General features: G+C 69.6%; 22 protein-coding genes. 12 read left to right on the top strand and 10 right to left on the bottom strand.

Translation table 11 applies throughout. The annotated features are described in order from the left end of the window. Positions 1–29 precede the first annotated feature (29 nt). The 3 genes from cydB to hisC form a co-directional block, all read right to left on the bottom strand. Positions 30–1049, bottom strand: a complete 1020-nt coding sequence (gene cydB / locus LG395_RS06180) for a cytochrome d ubiquinol oxidase subunit II (RefSeq protein WP_225808711.1) — start codon at positions 1047–1049, stop codon at positions 30–32. A 15-nt stretch (positions 1050–1064) separates the two neighbouring features. Next, the gene (locus LG395_RS06175; RefSeq protein ID WP_225808710.1) at positions 1065–2573 is read right to left on the bottom strand and encodes a cytochrome ubiquinol oxidase subunit I; all 1509 of its coding nucleotides are present in this window, start codon (positions 2571–2573) and stop codon (positions 1065–1067) included. A 321-nt stretch (positions 2574–2894) separates the two neighbouring features. Next, positions 2895–3974 carry a histidinol-phosphate transaminase gene (gene hisC, locus LG395_RS06170; protein WP_171154749.1) on the bottom strand — a complete coding sequence of 360 codons (1080 nt, stop codon included), beginning with the start codon at positions 3972–3974 and terminating at the stop codon, positions 2895–2897. Positions 3975–4426: 452 nt separating this feature from the next. Between hisC and LG395_RS06165 the strand changes: the two genes are divergently transcribed. From LG395_RS06165 to LG395_RS06155, 3 genes are all read left to right on the top strand, one after another. Continuing rightward, positions 4427–5539, top strand: coding sequence for a LacI family DNA-binding transcriptional regulator (locus tag LG395_RS06165; RefSeq protein ID WP_171154747.1), 1113 nt, complete (start codon positions 4427–4429; stop codon positions 5537–5539). Positions 5540–5837: 298 nt separating this feature from the next. Further along, positions 5838–6917: a metallophosphoesterase gene (locus LG395_RS06160; RefSeq protein WP_171154745.1), complete on the top strand. Its 1080-nt coding sequence runs from the start codon at positions 5838–5840 to the stop codon at positions 6915–6917. Positions 6918–7098: 181 nt separating this feature from the next. After that, a complete protein-coding gene (locus LG395_RS06155) occupies positions 7099–7962 on the top strand; it encodes a hypothetical protein (protein ID WP_225808709.1) in 864 nt (287 codons plus the stop codon). 117 nt (positions 7963–8079) lie between these two features. On the opposite strand, the gene thiC is transcribed toward LG395_RS06155, so the two are convergent. Further along, positions 8080–9864 carry a phosphomethylpyrimidine synthase ThiC gene (gene thiC / locus LG395_RS06150; RefSeq protein WP_225808708.1) on the bottom strand — a complete coding sequence of 595 codons (1785 nt, stop codon included), beginning with the start codon at positions 9862–9864 and terminating at the stop codon, positions 8080–8082. Positions 9865–10106: 242 nt separating this feature from the next. Between thiC and LG395_RS06145 the strand changes: the two genes are divergently transcribed. Next, entirely contained in the window at positions 10107–11513 is a 1407-nt protein-coding gene (locus LG395_RS06145; protein WP_225808707.1) for a YibE/F family protein, read from the top strand. A 130-nt stretch (positions 11514–11643) separates the two neighbouring features. On the opposite strand, the gene LG395_RS06140 is transcribed toward LG395_RS06145, so the two are convergent. From LG395_RS06140 to LG395_RS06125, 4 genes are all read right to left on the bottom strand, one after another. Beyond that, positions 11644–12081 carry an SsgA family sporulation/cell division regulator gene (locus LG395_RS06140; protein ID WP_030640078.1) on the bottom strand — a complete coding sequence of 146 codons (438 nt, stop codon included), beginning with the start codon at positions 12079–12081 and terminating at the stop codon, positions 11644–11646. Between the two features lie 99 nt (positions 12082–12180). Then, positions 12181–12915, bottom strand: a complete 735-nt coding sequence (locus LG395_RS06135; RefSeq protein WP_308071217.1) for an IclR family transcriptional regulator — start codon at positions 12913–12915, stop codon at positions 12181–12183. A 435-nt stretch (positions 12916–13350) separates the two neighbouring features. Continuing rightward, complete coding sequence (locus LG395_RS06130; protein WP_171154737.1) at positions 13351–13563, bottom strand: DUF5326 family protein; 213 nt, start codon at positions 13561–13563, stop codon at positions 13351–13353. 134 nt (positions 13564–13697) lie between these two features. Further along, on the bottom strand, positions 13698–14015 hold the full coding sequence (locus LG395_RS06125) for a cupin domain-containing protein (RefSeq protein WP_171154736.1): 318 nt from the start codon (positions 14013–14015) through the stop codon (positions 13698–13700). 104 nt (positions 14016–14119) lie between these two features. On the opposite strand from LG395_RS06125, the gene LG395_RS06120 reads away from it, so the two are divergent. The 6 genes from LG395_RS06120 to LG395_RS06095 all read left to right on the top strand — a co-directional run bounded on the left by LG395_RS06120 (position 14120) and on the right by LG395_RS06095 (position 18818). Next, on the top strand, positions 14120–14497 hold the full coding sequence (locus tag LG395_RS06120; protein WP_225808705.1) for a phage holin family protein: 378 nt from the start codon (positions 14120–14122) through the stop codon (positions 14495–14497). A 4-nt stretch (positions 14498–14501) separates the two neighbouring features. Further along, on the top strand, positions 14502–14993 hold the full coding sequence (locus LG395_RS06115) for a low molecular weight protein-tyrosine-phosphatase (protein ID WP_225808704.1): 492 nt from the start codon (positions 14502–14504) through the stop codon (positions 14991–14993). After that, a complete protein-coding gene (locus tag LG395_RS06110; RefSeq protein ID WP_225808703.1) occupies positions 14990–16135 on the top strand; it encodes a cystathionine gamma-lyase in 1146 nt (381 codons plus the stop codon). The genes LG395_RS06115 and LG395_RS06110 overlap by 4 nt, the downstream gene beginning before the upstream one ends. 214 nt (positions 16136–16349) lie before the next feature. Then, positions 16350–17255, top strand: a complete 906-nt coding sequence (locus LG395_RS06105) for a LysR family transcriptional regulator (protein ID WP_225808702.1) — start codon at positions 16350–16352, stop codon at positions 17253–17255. An 87-nt stretch (positions 17256–17342) separates the two neighbouring features. After that, the gene (locus LG395_RS06100) at positions 17343–17825 is read left to right on the top strand and encodes an NUDIX hydrolase (RefSeq protein ID WP_171154728.1); all 483 of its coding nucleotides are present in this window, start codon (positions 17343–17345) and stop codon (positions 17823–17825) included. Positions 17826–17951: 126 nt separating this feature from the next. Continuing rightward, positions 17952–18818, top strand: coding sequence for a GNAT family N-acetyltransferase (locus LG395_RS06095; protein WP_225808701.1), 867 nt, complete (start codon positions 17952–17954; stop codon positions 18816–18818). Between the two features lie 78 nt (positions 18819–18896). Here LG395_RS06095 and LG395_RS06090 read toward each other — a convergent pair whose 3' ends face one another. Next, positions 18897–19316, bottom strand: coding sequence for a GlcG/HbpS family heme-binding protein (locus LG395_RS06090; protein ID WP_171154724.1), 420 nt, complete (start codon positions 19314–19316; stop codon positions 18897–18899). Between the two features lie 95 nt (positions 19317–19411). After that, complete coding sequence (locus LG395_RS06085; protein ID WP_225808700.1) at positions 19412–20620, bottom strand: MFS transporter; 1209 nt, start codon at positions 20618–20620, stop codon at positions 19412–19414. A 146-nt stretch (positions 20621–20766) separates the two neighbouring features. Between LG395_RS06085 and LG395_RS06080 the strand changes: the two genes are divergently transcribed. Together LG395_RS06080 and LG395_RS06075 are read left to right on the top strand one after the other, a co-directional pair. Continuing rightward, positions 20767–21225, top strand: coding sequence for a MarR family winged helix-turn-helix transcriptional regulator (locus tag LG395_RS06080; protein WP_225808699.1), 459 nt, complete (start codon positions 20767–20769; stop codon positions 21223–21225). A 9-nt stretch (positions 21226–21234) separates the two neighbouring features. Beyond that, on the top strand, positions 21235–21687 hold the full coding sequence (locus LG395_RS06075) for a GNAT family N-acetyltransferase (protein ID WP_225808698.1): 453 nt from the start codon (positions 21235–21237) through the stop codon (positions 21685–21687). Positions 21688–21724 lie beyond the last annotated feature (37 nt).

Here is a 21724-nt window from a genome sequence, read left to right as displayed (position 1 = left end):
TTTCACGTGAAACCGCACCCTCGGCGGACTCAGTGCGCGGCGCCGGCCGCAGCGTCAGGAGCGATGTGCTGCGTACCGATCCGCTTACGGAAGACCCAGTAGGTCCAGCTCTGGTAGAGCAGAACGAGCGGCGTGGCGATCGCCGCGCACCACGTCATGATCTTCAGGGTGTACGGGCTCGACGAGGCGTTGGTGACCGTCAGGCTCCAGTCCCCGTTCAGGGTGGACGGCATGACGTTCGGGAAGAGCGACAGGAAGAACATCGCCACGACCGCCACGATGGTGACGCCGGACAGCGCGAACGCCCAGCCCTCCCGCCCGGTCTGGTTGGCCACGAGTGCCGTCACCAGGGCGACGACGGCCACGATCAGGGCCACCAGGCTCTTGCCGTCACCGCTGTCGGCCTGCGTCCACAGCAGGAAGGCGAGCGCCACGACGGTCGCGACCAGACCGACCCACAGGGCCAGTTTCCGGGCCCGCACCCGGATCTCCCCGAGCGTCTTGAGCGCGGTGAACACCGCTCCGTGGAAGGTGAACAGCGTGAGCGTCACCAGACCACCGAGCAGGGCGTAGGGGTTGAGCAGGTCCCAGACGTTGCCGACGTACTCGAAGTTCCGGTCGAGCTTCACTCCCCGCACGATGTTCCCGAAGGCCACGCCCCACAGGAACGCCGGGAGCAGCGAGGTCCAGAAGATCGCGGTCTCCCAGTTGCGCTGCCAGTTCTCCTCCGGCCGCTTGGCCCGGTACTCGAAGGCGACGCCCCGGACGATCAGGCAGACCAGGATGAGCAGCAGGGGCAGGTAGAAACCGGAGAAGAGGGTGGCGTACCACTCGGGGAACGCGGCGAAGGTCGCGCCGCCCGCGGTGAGCAGCCACACCTCGTTGCCGTCCCAGACCGGGCCGATGGTGTTGATCAGCACCCGGCGCTCCGGCCGGTTGCGGGCCAGCAGCCTGGTGAGGATGCCGACCCCGAAGTCGAATCCCTCCAGGAAGAAGTAGCCGGTCCACAGGACGGCGATCAGGACGAACCAGACGTCGTGTAGTTCCATGACTGTTCCCTCGGCCTAGTACGAGAAGGCCATCGGCTTGTCGGCGTCACGGGTGTCGCCGCCGATCTTCGTGGGCGGGTTGAGGTCGGCCTCGGTCAGCTCGGGCGGGCCGGCCTTGACGTACTTCGCGAGCAGCTTGACCTCGACCACGGCGAGGATGGCGTACAACGCGGTGAAGACGGTCATCGAGGTGAGGACCTCGCCCTGGGAGACACCGGGGGAGACCGCGTCCCGGGTCTGGAGGACGCCGTAGACGACCCACGGCTGGCGGCCCATCTCGGTGAAGATCCAGCCCCAGGAGTTGGCGATCAGCGGGAAGGCAAGCGTCCAGGTCGCGATGCGCCAGTACCAGGGCGTGAGCTGCGGGCCGAGCGCCTTGTTCTTGAACAGCACCAGGTGCGGCACCTCGTCCTCGCCGACCCTGAGCGCCTGCGGCAGCATGAACTTCTTCCGGGTCAGCCAGAGCCCGGCGAGGCCGATGGCGAAGGAGGCCATGCCGAAGCCGATCATCCACCGGAAGCCCCAGAAGGCGACCGGGATGTTGGGCCGGTAGTCACCGGGCCCGAACTTCTGCTGCTCGGCCTTGTTCACGTCGTTGATGCCGGGCACGTACGAGCTGAAGCTGTCGTCCGCGAGGAAGGACAGCAGACCCGGGATCTCGATGGCCACGGAGTTGTGGCCCTTGTCCACGTCGCCATAGGCAAAGATCGAGAACGGCGCCGGCTTCTGGCCGTCCCACAGCGCCTCGGCGGCGGCCATCTTCATCGGCTGCTGCTTGAACATCACCTTGCCGAGGGTGTCGCCGCTGACCGCGGTGAGCAGACCGGCGATGACCACGGTGACCAGGCCGAGCCGCAGCGAGGTCTTCATCTCGCGGATGTGCTTCTTGCGGGCCAGGTGGTAGGCGGAGATGCCCACCATGAAGGCGCCACCGGTCAGGAACGCCGCGGACAGGGTGTGGAAGGCCTGGCTGAGGGCGGTGTTCTGGGTCAGCACGGCCCAGAAGTCGGTCAGCTCGGCCCGCCCCCTGGCCTTGTCGATCTTGTAGCCGACCGGGTGCTGCATCCAGGAGTTCGCCGCGAGGATGAAGTATGCCGACAGGACGGTGCCCATCGAGACCATCCAGATGCAGGCCAGATGGATCTTCTTGGGCAGCTTGTCCCAGCCGAAGATCCACAGCCCGATGAAGGTGGACTCGAAGAAGAAGGCGATCAGCGCCTCGAAGGCGAGCGGGGCGCCGAAGATGTCACCGACGAAACGCGAGTAGTCGGACCAGTTCATGCCGAACTGGAACTCCTGCACGATGCCGGTGACCACGCCCATCGCGATGTTGATCAGGAAGAGCTTGCCCCAGAACTTCGTCGCCCTGAGGTACTTCTCCTTCTCCGTGCGCACCCAGGCCGTCTGCAGCCCGGCCGTGAGCGCGGCCAAGGAGATCGTCAGCGGAACGAACAGGAAGTGGTAGACGGTGGTGATACCGAACTGCCAGCGCGCCAGGGTCTCCGGCGCCAGAGCCAGGTCCACGTCGTCACTCTCCTTACTACGGCGTGGTGCAGCGGCGGTTTGCCCCTTTTGTTGCACACATACGGAGCAAACGGGACGCGCTTGTGAAAGCGTTCACATTCACAAGCCATTATGACGCACTGATTTTCGGACTGTGCAGGGGGGTACCCTCCAGAGCCGCCGTGTCAAGGGCATGACAGCCAGGGAGTGCGCGTTTCGGGCACGAGCGTCTCGGTTGCACGTGGAACGGACGCCCGTCAGATCATGGAGCCGGGTGCGGATTCGCGCGACGAAGAAATGCCGCCTCGCGAGTCCGCACCAGATGCGGGAGCCGCCCCGGGACTACAGGCTCTTGCGGAACGCCTCCGCCACCTTCAGGAAGATGTCGTTGGCCTCGGCCTCCCCGACGGTCACCCGCACACCCTCACCCGGGAACGGCCGGATCACCACGCCGTGCTCCTCGCAGGCCTGCGCGAACGGGACGGTGCTCTCCCCCAGCCGCAGCCACACGAAGTTCGCCTGCGTCTCCGGCACCGTCCAGCCCTGGGCCCGGAGCGCGTCGACCACGCGCGTGCGCTCGCACACCAGCGAGCCCACCCGGCCCAGCAGCTCGTCCTCGGCCCGCAGCGAAGCGATCGCGGCCTCCTGGGCCAGCTGGCTCACTCCGAACGGCACCGCCGTCTTGCGCAGCGCCGCCGCCACCGACTCATGGGCGATCGCGAAACCGACGCGCAGCCCGGCCAGCCCGTACGCCTTGGAGAAGGTCCGCAGGACACAGACGTTGGGCCGCTTCCGGTACAGCTCGACACCGTCGGGCACCTCGGGGTCGCGGATGAACTCCCGGTAGGCCTCGTCCAGCACCACCAGCACATCGGTGGGCACCCGGTCGAGGAACCGTTCCAGCTCGGCCCGTCGCACCACCGTGCCGGTCGGGTTGTTGGGGTTGCAGACGAAGACCAGCCGGGTCCGGTCGGTGATCGCGTCCGCCATCGCGTCCAGGTCGTGCACATCGCCCGGCGTCAGCGGCACCTGCACCGAGCGGGCGCCGCTGATCTGCGTGATGATCGGATACGCCTCGAACGACCGCCAGGCGTAGATCACCTCGTCGCCGGGGCCGCTGGTGGCCTGGATCAGCTGCTGGGCGACACCCACCGAGCCGGTGCCGGTGGCCAGGTCGGAGAGCGGCACACCGAAACGGTCGGACAGCTCGTTCATCAGTCCGGTGCAGGCCATGTCCGGGTAACGGTTGAAGTCGCAGGCCGCCGCGCTCACGCTCTCCAGCACACCGGGCAGCGGCGGGTACGGGTTCTCGTTGGAGGACAGCTTGTAGGCGGCCTGCCCGCCGGCCGCGGCCGGCTTGCCCGGCTTGTAGGTGGGGATACCCTCCAGCTCGGCGCGCAGCTTGGGGCTCGTCTCGCTCACCGCAGTCCTCCTCGCGACCACCGGCGGCCCGTCGACACCGCCGACTCCAATACTCCACACCTTAAGAGGATTCAGCGCCGCTGCGAACAGGTTCGGAACCCCGAGAAATGCGACCGCCCCGGCGGTAAGAGGCGAAGCTCACGTCATCGGCCGACATCAAGGGCATCCTCGTACGAAGGCGTACGTTTCGGGGGGCGCGCCGTACATATATCTATGCGCCGGTAGCTTGCGCCGTGGCGCGCGTCCCCCGTGCAGGTGAGTTGAGACCTCTTCGAGACATCGGGGACTTGGTAGGTCCATCCGCGTCGACAAGTCACGTCTTACTATTGGATCGCTCAACAACCTTGGTTTCCAAGGAAGTTGACACCCAATGACCATGCAGAAACGTGCCTGTCAACGCGTGCATATGCGTCCGCACTACCCCACCGCATGAGCCCTACTATCGGCTCGCCATGACAGCAGCAGGGAAGCACCAGGTGAGCCGCGCGGAAACCTCACGTCGAGGCAGCCGGCCGGGTCGGGCGGGCATCAGGGACGTCGCCGCCGCCGCCGGGGTCTCCATCACGACCGTGTCCGACGCCCTCAACGGCAAGGGCCGGCTCCCGGATGCCACCCGGCGCCATGTCCGCGAGGTCGCCGACCGGCTCGGGTACCGGCCGTCGGCGGCCGCCCGCACCCTCCGTACCGGCAAGTCGGGTCTGATCGGCCTGACCGTGACCACGTACGGGGATGAACCTTTCACCTTCACGGAGTTCGCCTACTTCGCCGAGATGGCCCGGGCCGCGACCTCGGCCGCGCTCGCCCGCGGTTACGCCCTGGTCATCCTGCCCGCGACCTCGCGCCACGACGTCTGGTCCAACGTCGCCCTGGACGGCACGGTCGTCATCGATCCCTCCGACCAGGACCCGGTGGTCAGCGAGCTGGTCCGGCAGGGACTGCCGGTCGTCTCGGACGGCCGCCCGGCCGGCGCGCTCCCCGTGACCGCCTGGGTGGACAACGACCACGAGGCCGCCGTACTCGGCATCCTCGACCACCTCGCCGCCGCCGGGGCCCGCCGCATCGGCCTGCTCACGGGCACCACGACGGACACGTACACCCACCTGTCGACCACCGCGTACCTACGCTGGTGCGAGCGGGTCGGCCAGGACCCCGTCTACGAGGCCTACCCGGCCCACGACCCGTGCGCGGGCGCCGTCGCCGCCGACCGGCTGCTCGCCCGCCCCGACCGGCCCGACGCGGTCTACGGGCTGTTCGACCCCAACGGCACCGACCTGCTCGCCGCCGCCCGACGCTACGGCCTGCGCGTCCCCGACGACCTGCTGCTCGTGTGCTGCAGCGAGTCCACCGTGTACGCCAGCACCGAACCGCCCATCACCACCCTGTCCCTGAAGCCGCGCCGCATCGGCACCGCCGTCGTCCAGCTCCTCATCGACGCCATCGAGGGCGTCGAGTCGGACCAGCCGGTCGAGCAGGTCATACCGACGGAACTGATCGTGCGCACCTCGTCCCAGCGGCGGTCCCCGCGCACGACCGTCAGCCCGCCACGTACACCGGACGACACGTAGCACCGCCCGCCGCACCGACCCTCCGCGGGGACCAGGCCGGTGCGGCTCAGGGTGACCCTTCGGCGCACCGCGGGCGGGGCGGACCCGGTGGGCCGAGGGCCCGGCCGGCGAACAGCCGGTCGAACATCTGCCCAAACGGGGCGAATGCCACGGTGAACTGGCGTCTTGTTCCGATTCACCACCCCTGGGTCATCACACGGCGCGACGCGCGTTCCTATGATGGGCCCACGACACCGCGGACCGCTGCGACCAGGCAGTCCGAAGCGGTGCAGATGCGGCGCGATGGTGGAGGGGTCTGATGACTCAGGGGGCCGGTCAGGGACCCGAGGCGGAGCGGACGGCGACGCTGCGCGATTTCCGGGTACCCGCGTACGTCCACGAGACCGGTCCCTACGTCCAGCACGTCCACCCCGGCGACGTCGTACCGCCCGCCGACGAGGCGTACCCCGAGGGCTACACCCCGACCCAGCGCGACCTGCCCGTCATCAACCGCGGCGACACCCTCCAGCTCCCCGTCGACCCCGCCCCCGCCGCCCCGGCCCCGCAGCCCGCGGCCGGGCCCGGCCCGCTCTATGTCGTCGGTGACGTCCACGGCTACCTGGACGAGCTGGTGGCGGCCCTGCAGGAACAGGGCCTGATCGACGCCTCGGGCCAGTGGTGCGCCGGCACCGCCCGGCTGTGGTTCCTCGGCGACTTCACCGACCGCGGCCCGGACGGCATCGGCGTCATCGACCTGGTCATGCGGCTGTCCGCCGAGGCAGCGGCGGCCGGGGGTTACTGCAAGGCCCTCATGGGCAACCACGAGCTGCTGCTCCTCGGTGCCAAGCGGTTCGGCGACACGCCCGTCACCTCCGGCGCGGGCACCGCCACCTTCCAGGCGGCCTGGCTGCTCAACGGCGGCCAGAAGACCGACATGGACCGCCTCCAGGACCACCATCTGCAGTGGATGGCCCGCCTCGACGCCGTCGAGGAGGTCGACGGTTATCTGCTCCTCCACTCGGACACCACCGCCTACCTCGACTACGGCGACTCCATCGAAGCGGTCAACGACACCGTCCGCGAGGCTCTGACCCGCAACGACGCCGACGAGGTCTGGGACCTGTTCCGCAAGTTCACCAAACGCTTCTCCTTCCGCGACGAGGGCGGCTCCGACGCCGTACGCTCGCTCCTCGATACGTACGGCGGCACCCGGGTCGTTCACGGGCACAGCCCCATCCCCTACCTCCTCGGCCAGGTCGGCTCCGAGGACGGCGAGGAGAGCACCCGCCCGGTCGTCGAGGGGCCGCACGTCTACGCCGACGGGCTCGCCATCGCCATGGACGGCGGAGTGACCATGGCCGGGAAACTGCTGGTCCAGCAACTTCCCTTGGACGGCTGACTGTTCGGCCGGCAGGCATCGCCCGGCCGCGTACGCGCAGGCCGGACCGCAATTTCCGGCAATCCCCTGTCACCGCGCGCCGTCACGGCTCTACCATCGGCTTATCCGTAGCAGGCTCCCCTCCGTTTCTGCCCGACGGCTCGCCGGCGTGCGAGCCCCAAGCCCTACGGAGCATCGGGGGATGCACATGAACAGCGTTCCGCAGCACCTGCAGAGCGAGGACCGCCAGGAATTCGAGCGGCTCCTCGATGAGGCGCTGCGCTCCGCACCGCACCGACCGGAACTGGCCGCTGTCGGACAGCGGCTCAACTCCGAGCAACTGCGCACCATGGCGCTCGCCGCCTCCGCCCTGATCACGGAAGCGGCGGCGGCCGAGTACCAGCACTACGTCAAGCTGCGCGACGAACAGCGTCACCCGGCGCTGTCCCGACCGCCGGCCGTCGGCAACTCCGAGGAGGACAGCCCCGGTTCGACCGCCGCCGGTCTCGCCACCGCCCTCGGGGAGGCCGCCGAGAGCACCGGCGCGGGCGCTGTCGCGGTCATCGCCGTCCTGGCTCCCGTCCTCTCCGGGACCGCCGCGGTGATCTTCCTGCTCGTCGGCTACATCCTGAAGGCGCTGGACCCCGGCCAGACCTTCGCCCGGACCATGCTCACCGCCGGGTGGGTGTTCGGCGCCATCACCGCGGCGACCGTCCTCGTCGCCGCGGCCGGACTGCTGCTCACCGCTCTGCGCAACAGCACCCCGGCGGACGACCGGGCACGGGACGCGGCCCGCGAGGAGCTGGCCAGGGCCAGGGAGGCGTGGCGGGACGCCCTGCTGGAGCGCGGCATCCTGCCCTTCCTGCGGGAGGCACTCGCCGAGCCCGGCACGACCGCCGGTCATCCGTCGATCCCGCCCGCACCGACCGGCCGCATACCGCGCCTCGGTTACGACCGCCCCGGCTTCAGCAGTCCCGGCGACGGCACCGCGACCGACCGTCCCAGCTTCACCAGCCCCGACTACACGAGCCCGGACTTCGGAGGCCCGGAACACCAGCCCGAGTGATCCCGGCCGGCCCACCGGTGTGCCGCCACCACACCGGCCGGCCGTCGGCCCTGCCGCCCCGCCGCACCAGCCGGCTGTCATCAGACCGGCCGGCGCGGCGAGTTCAGCGTGCCGTGCTCAGTCCGCGATCGGCAGGTACACCCGGTTGCCGGCGGCCGCGAACTCCTGCGACTTCCGGGCCATGCCCTCCTCGATCTCGGCCCTGCTGCCACCGTGCTCGCGCCGGATGTCCTGCGAGATCTTCATGCTGCAGAACTTCGGACCGCACATGGAGCAGAAGTGCGCCGTCTTGGCGGGCTCGGCCGGCAGGGTCTCGTCGTGGAACTCCCGAGCCGTGTCCGGGTCCAGCGCGAGGTTGAACTGGTCCTCCCAGCGGAACTCGAAGCGGGCGTCTGACAGCGCGTCGTCCCACTCCTGCGCACCGGGATGCCCCTTGGCGAGGTCCGCCGCGTGTGCGGCGATCTTGTAGGTGATGACGCCGGTCTTGACGTCGTCCCGGTTGGGCAGGCCGAGGTGCTCCTTGGGCGTGACGTAGCAGAGCATCGCCGTGCCCCACCAGGCGATCATCGCGGCGCCGATGCCGGAGGTGATGTGGTCGTACGCCGGCGCGACGTCCGTGGTCAGCGGGCCGAGCGTATAGAACGGGGCTTCATCGCAGATCTCCTGCTGAAGGTCGATGTTCTCCTTGATCTTGTGCATCGGGACGTGTCCCGGGCCCTCGATCATCGTCTGTACGTGGAAACGCCTGGCGATCCGGTTGAGTTCCCCGAGCGTCCTCAACTCCGCGAACTGCGCCTCGTCGTTGGCGTCCGCGATCGACCCCGGCCGCAGGCCGTCACCCAGCGAGTACGTGACGTCGTAGGCGGCGAGGATCTCGCACAGCTCCTCGAAGTTCTCGTACAGGAACGACTCCTTGTGGTGCGCCAGGCACCACGCGGCCATGATCGAACCGCCGCGCGAGACGATGCCGGTCTTGCGGTGGGCGGTGAGCGGCACGAACGGCAGCCGGACGCCCGCGTGGACCGTCATGTAGTCCACGCCCTGCTCGGCCTGCTCGATGACGGTGTCCTTGTAGATCTCCCAGGTCAGTTCCTCGGCCTTGCCGTCGACCTTCTCCAGGGCCTGGTAGAGCGGCACCGTGCCGATGGGGACAGGGGAGTTGCGCAGCACCCACTCGCGAGTCGTGTGGATGTTGCGGCCGGTGGACAGGTCCATGACCGTGTCGGCGCCCCAGCGGGTCGCCCAGGTCATCTTCTCGACCTCCTCCTCGATGGAGGACGTCACCGCGGAGTTGCCGATGTTGGCGTTCACCTTCACCAGAAACCGCTTGCCGATGATCATCGGCTCGATCTCCGGATGGTTGACGTTGGCCGGCAGCACCGCCCGGCCCGCCGCGATCTCCTCGCGCACCACCTCGGGGGACACGTTCTCCCGGAGGGCCACGAACTCCATCTCCGGCGTGATCTCGCCGCGGCGGGCGTACGCGAGCTGCGTCACCGCCTGACCGTCGCGGCCCCGCCGCGGCTGACGCGGACGTCCGGGGAAGACCGCGTCCAGGTTCCGCAGCCCGCCGCGCGGCGCGGTGTGCTTGATCCCGTCGTCCTCGGGACGGACCGGACGGCCCGCGTACTCCTCGGTGTCGCCGCGGGCGATGATCCAGTTCTCCCGCAGCGGCGGCAGGCCACGGCGGACGTCCGTGTCGACGAGTGGATCGGTGTACGGGCCCGATGTGTCGTACAGCGTGACCGACTGCCCGTTGGTGAGGTGCATCTGACGGACCGGCACGCGCAGATCGGGGCGCGAGCCCTCGACGTACGCCTTGTGCCAGCCGATGGACTTCCCGGCCTCCGGGGACTTCTCGTCCTGGACGGAGACAGGCGTGCGTGCGTCCTTGTTGGCCATGAGACCTACTCCCTACGCCGGCATTACCCGGTAACAGGTTCGGCGGTCGACGCAGCGGTTTCCGTCTGCCGACGTTTCCTGTGGAACACCTCTTGTTCCACGTGAAACATCGCGTGTACGGAGGTCAGCGCCCTCTCAGCCCGGTGCTCCGAGCTCCCGCGTGTACAAAGGTGTCTCCACGCTAGCGTCATGGGTGGCGCGGTGAACAGTGGGCCCCCCGCCGTTCTTGCGATGATCGGGCGGTGACCAGGATCGAGCAGTACCCCTCCCAGCCGCCCGAGCCGCCCCGTCGAGACGGCCCGGAACAAGATGACGGACACAGCCACGGTCCACGCGGCCATGGTCACTCACACGGCCACAGCCACAGCCACGGCCCCGCCACCCCCGTCTCCCAGCACCTGCGCAAGGTCATCGCGGCGATCCTGGTTCCCTTCACCGCGGCGGTCCTGGTCGGTCTCGTGGTGCTCTGGCCGGGGCATGCCCCCTCCCACAAGCGCACCGGCGTCGGCTTCGACCGGCAGACCCAAGAGGCCACGGTCAGCCGGGTCGTCGAGGTCAGCTGCAAGTCGGTGAACGCCTCCGGCGGCACTCCGGCCGGCGACCCCTCCGACGCCGAGGGCACGTCGGCAGAGACGGAGGCCAACAGAACCTGCAAGAAGGCCACCATCCGGGTCGACACCGGCAAGGACAAGGGCCGTACCTTCACCGAGATCGTGCAGCCGGACCAGTCGCGGCAACTGCACCAGGGCGAGAAGGTCGTGGTCGCCTATGAGCCCTCGGCCCCCAAGGACCTGCAGTACTCGGTGACCGACGTGAACCGGACGTTCCCCATGGCGCTGCTCGCGGGGATCTTCGCGGTGGCCGTCGTGGTGGTGGGCCGGCTGCGTGGCGTCATGGCGCTGGTGGCACTCGCCGTGAGTTTCCTCGTGCTGACCCTGTTCATCCTGCCGGCGATCCTGGAAGGGGCGAACCCGCTGCTGGTGGCCGTGGTGGGGTCGAGCGCCATCATGCTGATCGCCCTGTACATGTGCCACGGGCTGTCGGCACGTACGTCGGTGGCGGTGCTCGGCACGCTGATCTCGCTCTGCCTGATCGGCGTGCTCGGGTCACTGTTCATCGGCTGGGCCGCACTGACCGGTAACACGGACGACAGCACCGGGCTGATCCACGGTCTGTATCCGTCGATCGACATGAGCGGTCTGCTGCTGGCAGGCGTCATCATCGGCTCGCTCGGCGTCCTGGACGACGTGACGGTGACACAGACCTCGGCCGTCTGGGAGTTGCATGAGGCCAACCCGTCGATGGGCTGGCGCGGGCTGTACCGGGCGGGCATCCGCATCGGCCGCGACCACATCGCGTCCGTGGTCAACACCCTGGTGCTCGCCTACGCCGGTGCCGCACTGCCGTTGCTGCTGCTGTTCTCCATCGCGCAGAGCAGCGTCGGCACGGTGGCCAACAGCGAGCTGGTGGCCGAGGAGATCGTGCGCACGCTGGTGGGCTCGATCGGTCTGGTCGCCTCGGTCCCTGTCACCACCGCGCTGGCCGCGCTCGTCGTGTCGGCCGACCGGACCGGTCCCGGTGCCCCGGCGCGCTCCGGGGCACAGCCCGCACCGGCACGCGGCGGCCGGGGCCGACGCCGGAAGCGGTGACGCGGGGAGGGATGAGCCGGGAGCTTGCGCAAGGCGGGATGAGCGGGAAACGGTAGCCGTCCGCCGCAGAAGCGTTCCTGCACAATGGCGCGTGGCATGGCGGACCGCCCACCACCCCTTGCCCGTCGTTTCAGCCGGCGCTCTGTTCCTCGGCCAGGATGCGGTCCAGGGCCTCGTCGAGATGGGCGTCGAAATCGGCGAGCGCACCCTCCTGGCCGAGCGGCACGAGCTTGTCCGTCCGGTCGAGGAAGGCCACGAGCGGAGGCGCCGACGACCGGAACAGGGCCTGGTCGCCGCCGACCTGAAGCCGGATCAGCACTTCACCGAGCACCTCGGACTCGACCGGGGCGATGTGCACGTCCCCTTCCCCGCACGGGCGGCCTACCCCGTCGATGAGCAGCTCCCGTCCGAAGGCCCAGGTCACCGGCGCGTCGCCCGGCAGATGGAAGGTGAGGCGTACGGCATACGGATCACAGGTCTCGTAGCGCAACTCCACCGGGATGCGGAAGGAGAGCTCCTCCGACACGAGAAAGCTCATCATGACTTCTGCCTGTACGGACTCGCGCATTGCCTATCCCGTCATATGACATCGACTGGCCGGGATTGATCCCTCTGACCGTGGTCAAATCTTGCTGAAAGTACACGAGAGATCACAAGGAGTGAGTTTTCAGATACTGATAGAGAGCGTGAGCGACCCCAGATGGCGCCCGATCTCGGCCTGCAGCCGGTGCGCCGCGGGCATCAGCCGGTCGGCCTGGTGAACGGGCAGGGAGATGGCCACGGTGGCCGCGGTGGTGCCGACCGTGATCGGGACCGCCGCGCAGACGGTGCCGACCGCGTACTCCTGGCGCTCCACCACCGGTTCCATGCGCCGTGTCCGGGCGAGCCGGCGCAGCAGTACGTCGTTGTCGCGCACGGTGTACGGCGTGATGGGCCGTACGGGATACCGGGCGAGGTGGTCCCGCCGCGCGTCCTCGTCCAACTGGGAGAGCAGGCACTGTCCGATCGCGTGCGCGTGGCCGGTCTCACGGAAGTCCGCCCACTCCTCCACCGCGGGCGTCTGACGGGAGGCGGAGACGCACATGACCTCGATCTCTCCGTCCCGGTACATCGCGTAGTACACCGGCGCTCCGATGGAATCGCGCCAGTGCGCGAGCGTGTCCGCGACCGTGCTGCGACGTTTCTGCTGCGCTCCGCTGCGGCCCAGTCGCTCCGCCGCGTCACCGAGGAAGAACAGCCCCTTCTCGCGGCGCAGATAGCCCTCGTGGACCAGGGTGCGCAGCAGGTGGTACGCCGTGGGCAGGGCGAGGCCGGTCTCACGGGCGAGTTGTTTGGCGGGGGCGCCGCACGCGTGCGCGGCGACGGTCTCCAGCAGGCGCATGGCGCGCTGGACGGACCCGATGAGCGTGGCGGCGGGGGCGGCCGGCGGTCCCGGCCGGCCGGCGGAGGGCGGTGTTCCGGGGCGGCCCGCTGCACGCGGGGGTCCCGAGGCGTCCGCGGCACGTGGAGGTGCGGGGATGTCCGTCGCCTGTGGCTGGCCCGGGACGGCCAGCGGGACCGGCCGCTGGACGGGGGGCGCGCAGGAACGTGGTGGGGTGGGGGGTGCGTGGGGTTCTGCCGGTGCGGTGTCAACCGTGGCCAAGGATCACTCCCGGAGCGCGAGGGGCAGCCCGTGCGGCAAGAGCACGGAGGGGGGTCTGCGCCGCCCACGGGGCCGGACCCCGTGGGGAGTTCCGGACTTTAACCGCCCGCCACCGCCCGCAGACGGCTCCCGGGGGAAACTTCCCTCCCCCGAGGGAACCGGCCCTCCGTCACGGGTGACCGGCTCCCGGGCGCCTCACCAGTCGCTGCGCGACGAGGAGTTCCCCGTGAACTTGCGGACGATGTAGATCAGTCCGCCGACCAGGGCGACGAAGACCAGCGCCTTGAACAGCAGACCGATCACAAACCCGACCACCGTCGCTATCAGGCCGCCGAACACGACCAGGGCGATGACCGGCACCGCGACCCACTTCACCCACCACGGCAGCCCCGCGAAGATCTCTCGCATCGCCCTCGTCCTTTGCGTTCATGTGCGTTGTCGATGTTCCGCACTCGATGCTAGGGCCGCGGAGGGCCCTCAGGGGGGCCTCGCATCCCTTGTCGTCCCCTGACCCGTCCCCTAGGGAACCCGGGGCCGCGGGGTCACGCCTCGGGTGGAGAGAACACCACGAGCACCCTGAGGTCCTCGCTGATGTGGTGGAACTTGTGGGGGACCCCGGCGGGCACGTACACGACGCTGCCCCGCGCCACCTGCGTCGTCTCCAGACCGACGGTGATCGACGCCCGGCCGCTGACCACGACGTACACCTCGTCCTGGCCGTGCGGATTCTGCGGGTCGTGCTCACCCGCGTCGAGGGCGTAGAGGCCCACCGACATGTTCCGCTCGCGCAGGAACTGCAGGTAGGCGCCTTCGTTGGCGGCGCGTTCCGCCTCCAGATCGTCCAGCCGGAATGCCTTCATCGCCGCTGCCGCCCTCGCCTCACTGCTCGCTGTTCCGCTGCCCGCCGTCGCACCGCTCACCGTCCGTCCGGCCACGGCCCGCCCGGTCTGCCACGATCAGACACATGAAGAATTTCGTAGTCAAGACGATCGCCAACGCGGGCGCCCTGGCGGTCGCCGTGTGGCTGCTGGACAAGATCACCCTGACGGGTGACAGCACCGCCAAGAAGGCCGGGACGCTGATCGTCGTCGCGTTGATCTTCGGCCTGGTGAACTCGTTGGTCAAGCCGGTCCTGAAGGTGCTCACCTTCCCGTTGTTCATCCTGACCCTGGGCCTGATCACCCTGGTCGTGAACGCGCTGATGCTGCTGCTGACCTCGTGGGTCTGCGGCAAGCTGGACCTGAGTTTCCATGTGGACGGTTTCTGGACGGCCGTCGTCGGCGGTCTGATCGTCTCCGTCGTCTCCTGGGCGCTGCACGTCGTCCTGCCCGACGAGGACTGAGCGCATGACCTACCGCGTCTGTTTCGTGTGCACCGGCAACATCTGCCGCTCCCCGATGGCCGAGTCCGTCTTCCGCGCGCGCGTGGCGGAGGCCGGGCTGGAGGACCTGGTGGCGGTCGACAGCGCCGGCACCGGCGGCTGGCACGAGGGTGAGCCCGCCGACCCGCGTACCGTCTCGGTCCTTCAGGAGCACGGCTACGACACCGAGCACGTCGCCCGCCAGTTCCTGCCGTCGTGGTTCGCCGGTCTCGACCTCGTGGTCGCCCTCGACACCGGCCATCTCAAGGCCCTGCGCCGACTGGCGCCCACCGCGGACGACGCGCGCAAGATACGCCTGCTGCGCTCCCACGACCCGGCCGCCGGCGACGACCTCGACGTGCCGGACCCCTACTACGGGGGCCGGGACGGCTTCGAGGAGTGTCTTGAGATGGTGGAGGCGGCGAGCACCGGCCTGCTCGCCGCCGTGAGGGACGAACTGGAAGGACGGGCCGCATGAGCGACGCCACGAAGAACGAGGGCAGCGTCGGCGACGGCACGCGCGCGGTGCGGGCGGGACTGCCGGAGCCGGCCAAGAACGAGCCGACCCTGCCCGGACCGGTGTTCGCCGCCCACTTCCACCTGCCCGGCGAAGTCTCGGGACCGTATGCGTACGGCCGTGACGACAACCCGACCTGGACACTGCTGGAGCGGGCCGTCAGCGAGCTGGAGGCGCCCGGGCAGGACGCCGAGACGCTGGTCTTCGCCTCCGGCATGGCGGCGATCTCCGCCGTGCTGTTCTCGCAGCTGCGCGCCGGGGACGCGGTCGTGCTGCCGTCCGACGGCTACCAGGTGCTGCCGCTGGTCGGCGCCCAGCTGGAGGCGTATGGCGTGGAGGTCCGCACGGCGCCGACCGGCGGGGACGCCCAGCTGGAGGTGCTCGACGGGGCCCGGCTGCTGTGGATCGAGTCGCCGTCCAACCCCGGACTCGATGTCTGCGACATCCGGCGCCTGGCCGAGGCAGCCCACGCGCGGGGCGCCCTGGTGGCCGTCGACAACACCCTCGCCACCCCGCTCGGCCAGCGTCCGCTGGAGCTGGGCGCCGACTTCTCCGTGGCGAGCGGTACCAAGCAGCTCACCGGCCACGGCGATGTCCTGTTGGGTTACGTCACCGGCCGCGACACCGAGGCGATGGCGGCCGTGCGCCGCTGGCGCAAGATCGTCGGCGCCATCTCCGGCCCCATGGAGGCCTGGCTCGCGCACCGGTCCATCGCCACGCTCCAGCTGCGCGTCGACCGGCAGAACGCCACCGCCCTGGCTGTCGCGCAGGCACTGCGGCAGCGGTCCGAGGTATCCGGCCTGCGTTACCCGGGCCTGCCCGACGACCCCTCGCACAAGATCGCCACGCAGCAGATGCGGCGCTACGGCTCCGTCGTCTCCTTCACCCTGCCGACGCGCGCGCGTGCCGAGCGTTTCCTGGCCGCTCTGCAGCTGGTGGAGGACGCGACGAGTTTCGGCGGGGTGCGGTCCACGGCCGAACGGCGCCGCCGCTGGGGCGGGGACGCCGTCCCGGAGGGCTTCATCCGCATGTCCGTCGGCGCGGAGGACCCGGAGGACCTGGTGGCAGACGTGCTGCGCGCCCTGGACGAGTCCGCCGAGTAGCGTGCTTGTCCCCCGCCGCTGTCGGCGGGACGGTCCGAGCCTCCCCCCTCGTGGCTCGGACCGTCTGCGGCTTTCCCGGGGGAAGAACCGTGCGAACCAGGCTAGTTGACTCTGGGTCAGTGTCCAATCACGCTAACGACAGAAGCCTATCGACATATTTATTGTTGGTGCCTGCCTGGGGGCCGGAGGAGGCAGCGACAGGGGAGGGCGTGCCATGGACCTGGCCTTGCTGCGGACCTTCGTCGCCGTGCACAGAGCCGGCTCCTTCACCCGCGCCGCAGCCCTGCTCGGCCTCTCCCAGCCCGCCGTCACCTCGCAGATCCGCACGCTGGAGCGTCAGCTCGGCAGACCGCTGTTCCTCCGCCAGGCGCGCGGAGTGACCCCGACGACCGTCGGCGACGAACTGGCGCACAGGGCAGCACCGCATCTCGACGCCCTGGTGGAGATAGTGGAGAGCGGCCTGGACGACGAGTCCTCGTCACGGACGCTGCACTTGGCGGGTCCCGCGGAGTTCACCGCCGAACGTGCCCTCCCCGCACTCAGCGAGCTGACCGGCGACGACGGCCGGAGCTTCGCGTTACGCGCCTCCTTCGGGACGACCGAAGAGGTACTGGAGGGGCTGGCCTGCGGCCTTCATGACCTGGCCATCAGTACGGCATGGCCGCGTGGGGCCCTGCTCACCGCCACTCCACTCTGCGACGAGGAGCATGTACTGGTGGCGGCCCCGCGCTGGGCGGAGCGGATCGGCTCGGACACCCTGCGGCTGAAGGGCGCCCCGGCCCTGGAGCACCTGCCGCTCGTCGAGGTCCACGAGTCGCTGCCGTTCGTCTCGCGCTACTGGGCCTCCGTCTTCGACGCCCGCCCGGCCGCCACGGGCACGGTCATCGCGCCGGATCTCCGGGCCGTGCTCTCCTGCGTCACCGCCGGCGCCGGACTGGCGGTGCTGCCCCGCTACCTGTGCGCCCCGGCCCTGGAGGACGGCACGATCGTCACCCTGCACGATCCGGTGGTCCCGCCCCTGCGTACCTACTTCCTGGTGGTGCGGACCGGCACGCTCGCCCTGCCGCATATCGCGCGGGCCCACGAGTGGCTCCAGCGCGCTGCCACGACCTGGTGCTGACGCCCTCCCACACGGGTGCACGCACTGCGGTCGGGTCGTGGCACTTTGCGATGTTTCACGTGGAACCCGCCGGGCCACATTTCTCCCATGACCGTCCGACCCGTGGTCAAGCGCACCGCCCGTGCCGTTCTCCTGGACGGTGACGACCTGATCCTGATCAAGCGCACCAAGCCGGGTGTCGATCCCTACTGGGTCACTCCCGGCGGGGGAGTCGAACCCGGGGACTCGACCGTCGTGGACGCCCTGCACCGCGAGGTGGAGGAGGAACTCGGCGCCAAGATCACCGACGTCGTGCCGTGTTTCGTGGACACGGTGGAGCACATCGGTGAGGACGGCGGCGCGACCGGGGTGAAGGTGCAGCACTTCTTCGTCTGTCGGCTGGAGTCCATGGACCCCTCCCTGCGTCACGGCCCCGAAGTGGACGAGCCCGCCGGTGAGTACGAGATCGTCCGCGTTCCGTTCACCCGCGTCGGCATCGCTTCCGTCCACCTCGTCCCCCTGTCCCTGCGCCACTACCTGGACGGGAACATCGAAGGGGTACGGGCCATGCACGCACCCGATCTCGGCTAGTGGGTGTTTCACGTGAAACACGCAGAGCCGTCCACGGGCTGCGCAGGGCCCGAGATGGCCAAAAGCACGTGCGTCCGCATCGAAACGGGTGGACGGCAAGGGTGCCCGTCGGACAGCCTGACCTGCGTGCCAACTCCTTCCCTCACCGCTCTGCCCATCCGTCGCCTGACGCCTCGCGATCTCACTGCCTGCGCCGACCTGTCCGAAGACCGCGGATGGCCACGCGAGGAACACAAGTGGGGGTTCCTCCTCACGGCCGGCAAGGGCCTCGGCATAGACGACCCTGAGGGCGGCCTGGTCGCCGCGTGCGTGGTCACGGAGTACGGCACATGGGGGCAGCCGGATCTCGGTGCCATCGGCATGGTGCTGGTGGCCCGCCGTCACGCCCGCCAGGGTGTCGGGCGCAGGCTGATGCGGCATGTGCTGTCCAGCATGGGGACGACTCCGCTGACCCTGCACGCCACCCCGTACGGCCGTCCTCTGTACGAGGAGCTGGGCTTCAAGGTGACGGGCCGGGCGGAGATGCTGACAGGCCGCTTCGTTCCCGGCGGCCGGGATTCCGGGATCTCCACGCGCGCGGCCACCGCCGAGGACCTCCCGGCGATCCTGCGCCTCGACGAGGAGGTGTTCGGTACCGACCGCACCTCTCTCATCACCCGCCTGCCCGCCTTCGCCGATCAACTCCGTGTCGCCGAGGAGGACGGCCGTCTCATCGGTTACACCGCCGCGTGGCCCAACATGGACACCCATGTCGTCGGTCCGCTGATCGCCCGGGACACTCGGACCGCCAAGGCCCTGATCGCCTCGCTGGCGGCCCACACCGACCGGCCACTGCGGACCGACATCGACGTACGCCATGAAGAGTTGCTGGCCTGGGCGAAGGAGCGTGGCCTGGCCTCCGTGGCCTTCAACGCCGTGATGACCTATGGCATCACGGACCTGCCAGGGGACTGGACCCGGCGGTTCGCACCGCTGACGGTCGCCGCGGGCTGAGCCGGCATACGGCGCGCACCGGCCCCGCCGCTTCGAGCGGCGGGGCCGGTGTCATGAGGTCCGGGCTGTCGACGTGGCTCAGACCAGGGCCCGCACGGCCGCGGTGGCGAAGCCGTGGTCCTGGTCCGGAGCACCGCCGCCGACACCGATCGCGCCGACCAGCCGGCCGTCACGGTGGACGGGGATACCGCCCGCGATGAACAGCAGAGGACGGTCGAGTGCCGTGGGCAGGGTGTGGAAGAGGCCGCCGGGCTGAACGGCGTCGACGAGGTCGGCGGTGGGCGCGTTCAGCTGGAGGGCCGTGTAGGCCTTGCGGGTGCTGGTCTCGCCGGAGATCAGCACGGCGCGGTCGTCCCGGCGGAAGGCGAGCAGGTGGCCACCGGCGTCCAGGACGGTGACGCTGACGGCGACTCCGGCGTCCTCGGCCGCCCGGCGGGCGGTGGCGACCAGCAGCTCGGCGTCCTCAATGGTGAGCGGGGCGACGGCGGTGGTGGTCATGGAGATGTCTCCTCGGGTCGTGCTGTGGTGGGTGCGTGCCGTACCGGGGGCTCGGTACGGAGGTCTGTGGGTGTGAGCGGCCGGGGTGCCAGCGCTCAGTGGTGGACGGGCGTCCGCTGCTCCGCCGCCGTACCGGAGGCGGTCACGCTCCCCCGGGTGCCGTCACGGCGTTCCAGGGCCGCCGAGACGAAGGCGAGGACCAGGGCGGCAGCGGCGAGGGCGGCGCCGACCCAGTTGGGGGACGTGTAGCCGAAGCCGGCCGCGATCACGATGCCGCCGAGCCAGGCGGACAGGGCGTTGCCCAGGTTGAAGGCGCCGATGTTGACGGCCGAGGCGAGCGTCGGAGCGCCGTGCGCCTGGTCGAGGACGCGCTTCTGCAGCGGGGGCACGGTGGCGAAGCCGAGGGCACCGATCAGAGCGATGGTCACCGCGGCCGCGATCTTGTTGTGGGCGGTGAGAGTGAAGAGCGCCAGGACGACGGCCAGCGCGCCCAGGGAGACGTACAGCATCGGCATCAGGGCGCGGTCCGCGAACTTGCCGCCGATGAGGTTGCCGCCGACCATACCGAGGCCGAACAGGACCAGCAGCCAGGTGACGGAGCCGTCGGCGAAGCCGGCGATGTGGGTCATCATCGGGGCGATGTAGGTGATGGCCGCGAAGACACCGCCGAAGCCGAGCACGGTCATCGCCATGGCCAGCAGGACCTGGGCGTTCTTGAAGGCGGCCAGCTCGTGGCGCAGGTGTACGCCCTCCGGCCGCGGCAGCTCGGGGACGAGCTTGGCGATACCGGCGAGGCCGACGACACCGAGGGTGGCGACGACGGCGAAGGTGACGCGCCAGCCCGCGCTCTGTCCTATGAACGTGCCCAGCGGGACGCCGACGACGTTGGCGATGGTCAGTCCGGTGAACATCATGGCGATGGCGCCGGCCTTCTTGTGCGGCGCGACCAGCTCGGCGGCGACGACCGAGCCGATGCCGAAGAAGGCACCGTGGGCGAGCGAGGCGACCACTCGTCCGATCAGCATGACCGCGAAGGCCGGGGCGAGGGCCGAGAGCAGGTTCCCGGCGATGAACAGGCCCATCAGCAGCATCAGCATCCGCTTGCGCGGGACCTTGGTGCCCAGAACGGTCATCAGCGGCGCGCCGATGACCACGCCGAGCGCGTAGCCGGTGACGAGCAGGCCCGCCGTGGGGATGGAGACCCCGAAGTCGGCCGCGACCTCGGGCAGCAGACCCATGATCACGAACTCGGTCGTTCCGATTCCGAAGGCCCCGATCGCGAGGGCCAGAAGCGCGAGAGGCATGAAGGGGTACACCTTCCCAGAAGATTGCAGGAGCGCTTTGCGTTCGACCACAATAGTTGCAGACGCGGGCTAATTGCAACCGACGACTATTGCGCTGGTGGTCTACCCTGGTGGGTGCAGCAACTCCGGGACGGAGGAAAACGCCAATGACAGCGACGGACCCCGCGCTCACAGCCCTCGCACAGGGCTGGTGCGCCCTTTCTGCGCTGCACGGACGGATCGAGGCGCACGTAGAGCGCGCCCTGCAGGCCGCACACGACCTGAGCGTCCGCGAGTACTCACTGCTGGATGTCCTCAGCAGACAGCACGAAGGCGAGGGCGGGCATCTGCAGATGAAGCAGGTCGCCGACGCGGTCGTGCTCAGCCAGAGCGCCACCACCCGCCTGGTGACCCGGCTGGAGGACCGTGGCCTGCTGGAGCGCTACCTGTGCCCCACCGACCGGCGCGGCATCTACACCAACGTCACCCCGGCGGGCCTGCGGCTGCTGGAGGAGGCGCGGCCCACCAACGACGCCGCTCTGCGCGAGGCTCTCGACAGCGCCGCCCGGAATCCGGAGCTCGCACCGCTGGTGCGCGTGGTGGAGTCCCTGAACGTGCCCGCATAGGGTGCGCCTATGGACGATCTTGAGATACGCGCCGCGACCGCTGACGACCTCCCGGCGATCGTGGCGATGCTCGCCGACGACCCGCTCGGGGTCCAGCGCGAGTCGCCCGGCGATCTCACTCCGTACCGGAACGCGCTGGAACGCCTTGCCGCCGACCCCCATCAGCATGTCGTCGTCGCCGTACGCGAAGGCCGTGTGATCGGCACTCTCCAACTGACGATCATCCCCGGGCTCTCCCACAAAGGGGCCACTCGTGCGCTGATCGAGGCTGTGCGCATCCATGCCGACGAGCGGGGCAGCGGGCTGGGGAGCCGGCTGATCGAGTGGGCGATCGACACCTCCCGGCAGCTCGGCTGCCACATGGTCCAGCTCACGTCCGACAAGACGCGGACCGACGCGCACCGTTTCTACGAGCGGCTGGGCTTCACCGCCTCACACGAGGGCTTCAAGCTCCGTCTTTGACGGCGACCCGGAGAGCGGGGCGGGGGTGTGTTCCACG

It is taken from the genome of Streptomyces spinosus (assembly GCF_020400655.1).
Lineage (GTDB): Bacteria > Actinomycetota > Actinomycetes > Streptomycetales > Streptomycetaceae > Streptomyces > Streptomyces argyrophylli.
The sequence above is the reverse complement of the archived record's forward strand: the minus strand, read 5'-3'. Positions and strand labels throughout refer to the sequence as shown.

Bases quoted from the DNA above. Each gene is read 5' to 3' on its own strand.
- cydB (WP_225808711.1), bottom strand. From the start codon at position 1,049: ATGGAACTACACGACGTCTGGTTCGTCCTGATCGCCGTCCTGTGGACC.
- LG395_RS06165 (WP_171154747.1), top strand. From the start codon at position 4,427: ATGACAGCAGCAGGGAAGCACCAGGTGAGCCGCGCGGAAACCTCACGT.
- LG395_RS06160 (WP_171154745.1), top strand. From the start codon at position 5,838: ATGACTCAGGGGGCCGGTCAGGGACCCGAGGCGGAGCGGACGGCGACG.
- LG395_RS06155 (WP_225808709.1), top strand. From the start codon at position 7,099: ATGCACATGAACAGCGTTCCGCAGCACCTGCAGAGCGAGGACCGCCAG.
- thiC (WP_225808708.1), bottom strand. From the start codon at position 9,864: ATGGCCAACAAGGACGCACGCACGCCTGTCTCCGTCCAGGACGAGAAG.
- LG395_RS06140 (WP_030640078.1), bottom strand. From the start codon at position 12,081: ATGCGCGAGTCCGTACAGGCAGAAGTCATGATGAGCTTTCTCGTGTCG.
- LG395_RS06130 (WP_171154737.1), bottom strand. From the start codon at position 13,563: ATGCGAGAGATCTTCGCGGGGCTGCCGTGGTGGGTGAAGTGGGTCGCG.
- LG395_RS06125 (WP_171154736.1), bottom strand. From the start codon at position 14,015: ATGAAGGCATTCCGGCTGGACGATCTGGAGGCGGAACGCGCCGCCAAC.
- LG395_RS06120 (WP_225808705.1), top strand. From the start codon at position 14,120: ATGAAGAATTTCGTAGTCAAGACGATCGCCAACGCGGGCGCCCTGGCG.
- LG395_RS06115 (WP_225808704.1), top strand. From the start codon at position 14,502: ATGACCTACCGCGTCTGTTTCGTGTGCACCGGCAACATCTGCCGCTCC.
- LG395_RS06110 (WP_225808703.1), top strand. From the start codon at position 14,990: ATGAGCGACGCCACGAAGAACGAGGGCAGCGTCGGCGACGGCACGCGC.
- LG395_RS06105 (WP_225808702.1), top strand. From the start codon at position 16,350: ATGGACCTGGCCTTGCTGCGGACCTTCGTCGCCGTGCACAGAGCCGGC.
- LG395_RS06100 (WP_171154728.1), top strand. From the start codon at position 17,343: ATGACCGTCCGACCCGTGGTCAAGCGCACCGCCCGTGCCGTTCTCCTG.
- LG395_RS06090 (WP_171154724.1), bottom strand. From the start codon at position 19,316: ATGACCACCACCGCCGTCGCCCCGCTCACCATTGAGGACGCCGAGCTG.
- LG395_RS06085 (WP_225808700.1), bottom strand. From the start codon at position 20,620: ATGCCTCTCGCGCTTCTGGCCCTCGCGATCGGGGCCTTCGGAATCGGA.
- LG395_RS06080 (WP_225808699.1), top strand. From the start codon at position 20,767: ATGACAGCGACGGACCCCGCGCTCACAGCCCTCGCACAGGGCTGGTGC.
- LG395_RS06075 (WP_225808698.1), top strand. From the start codon at position 21,235: ATGGACGATCTTGAGATACGCGCCGCGACCGCTGACGACCTCCCGGCG.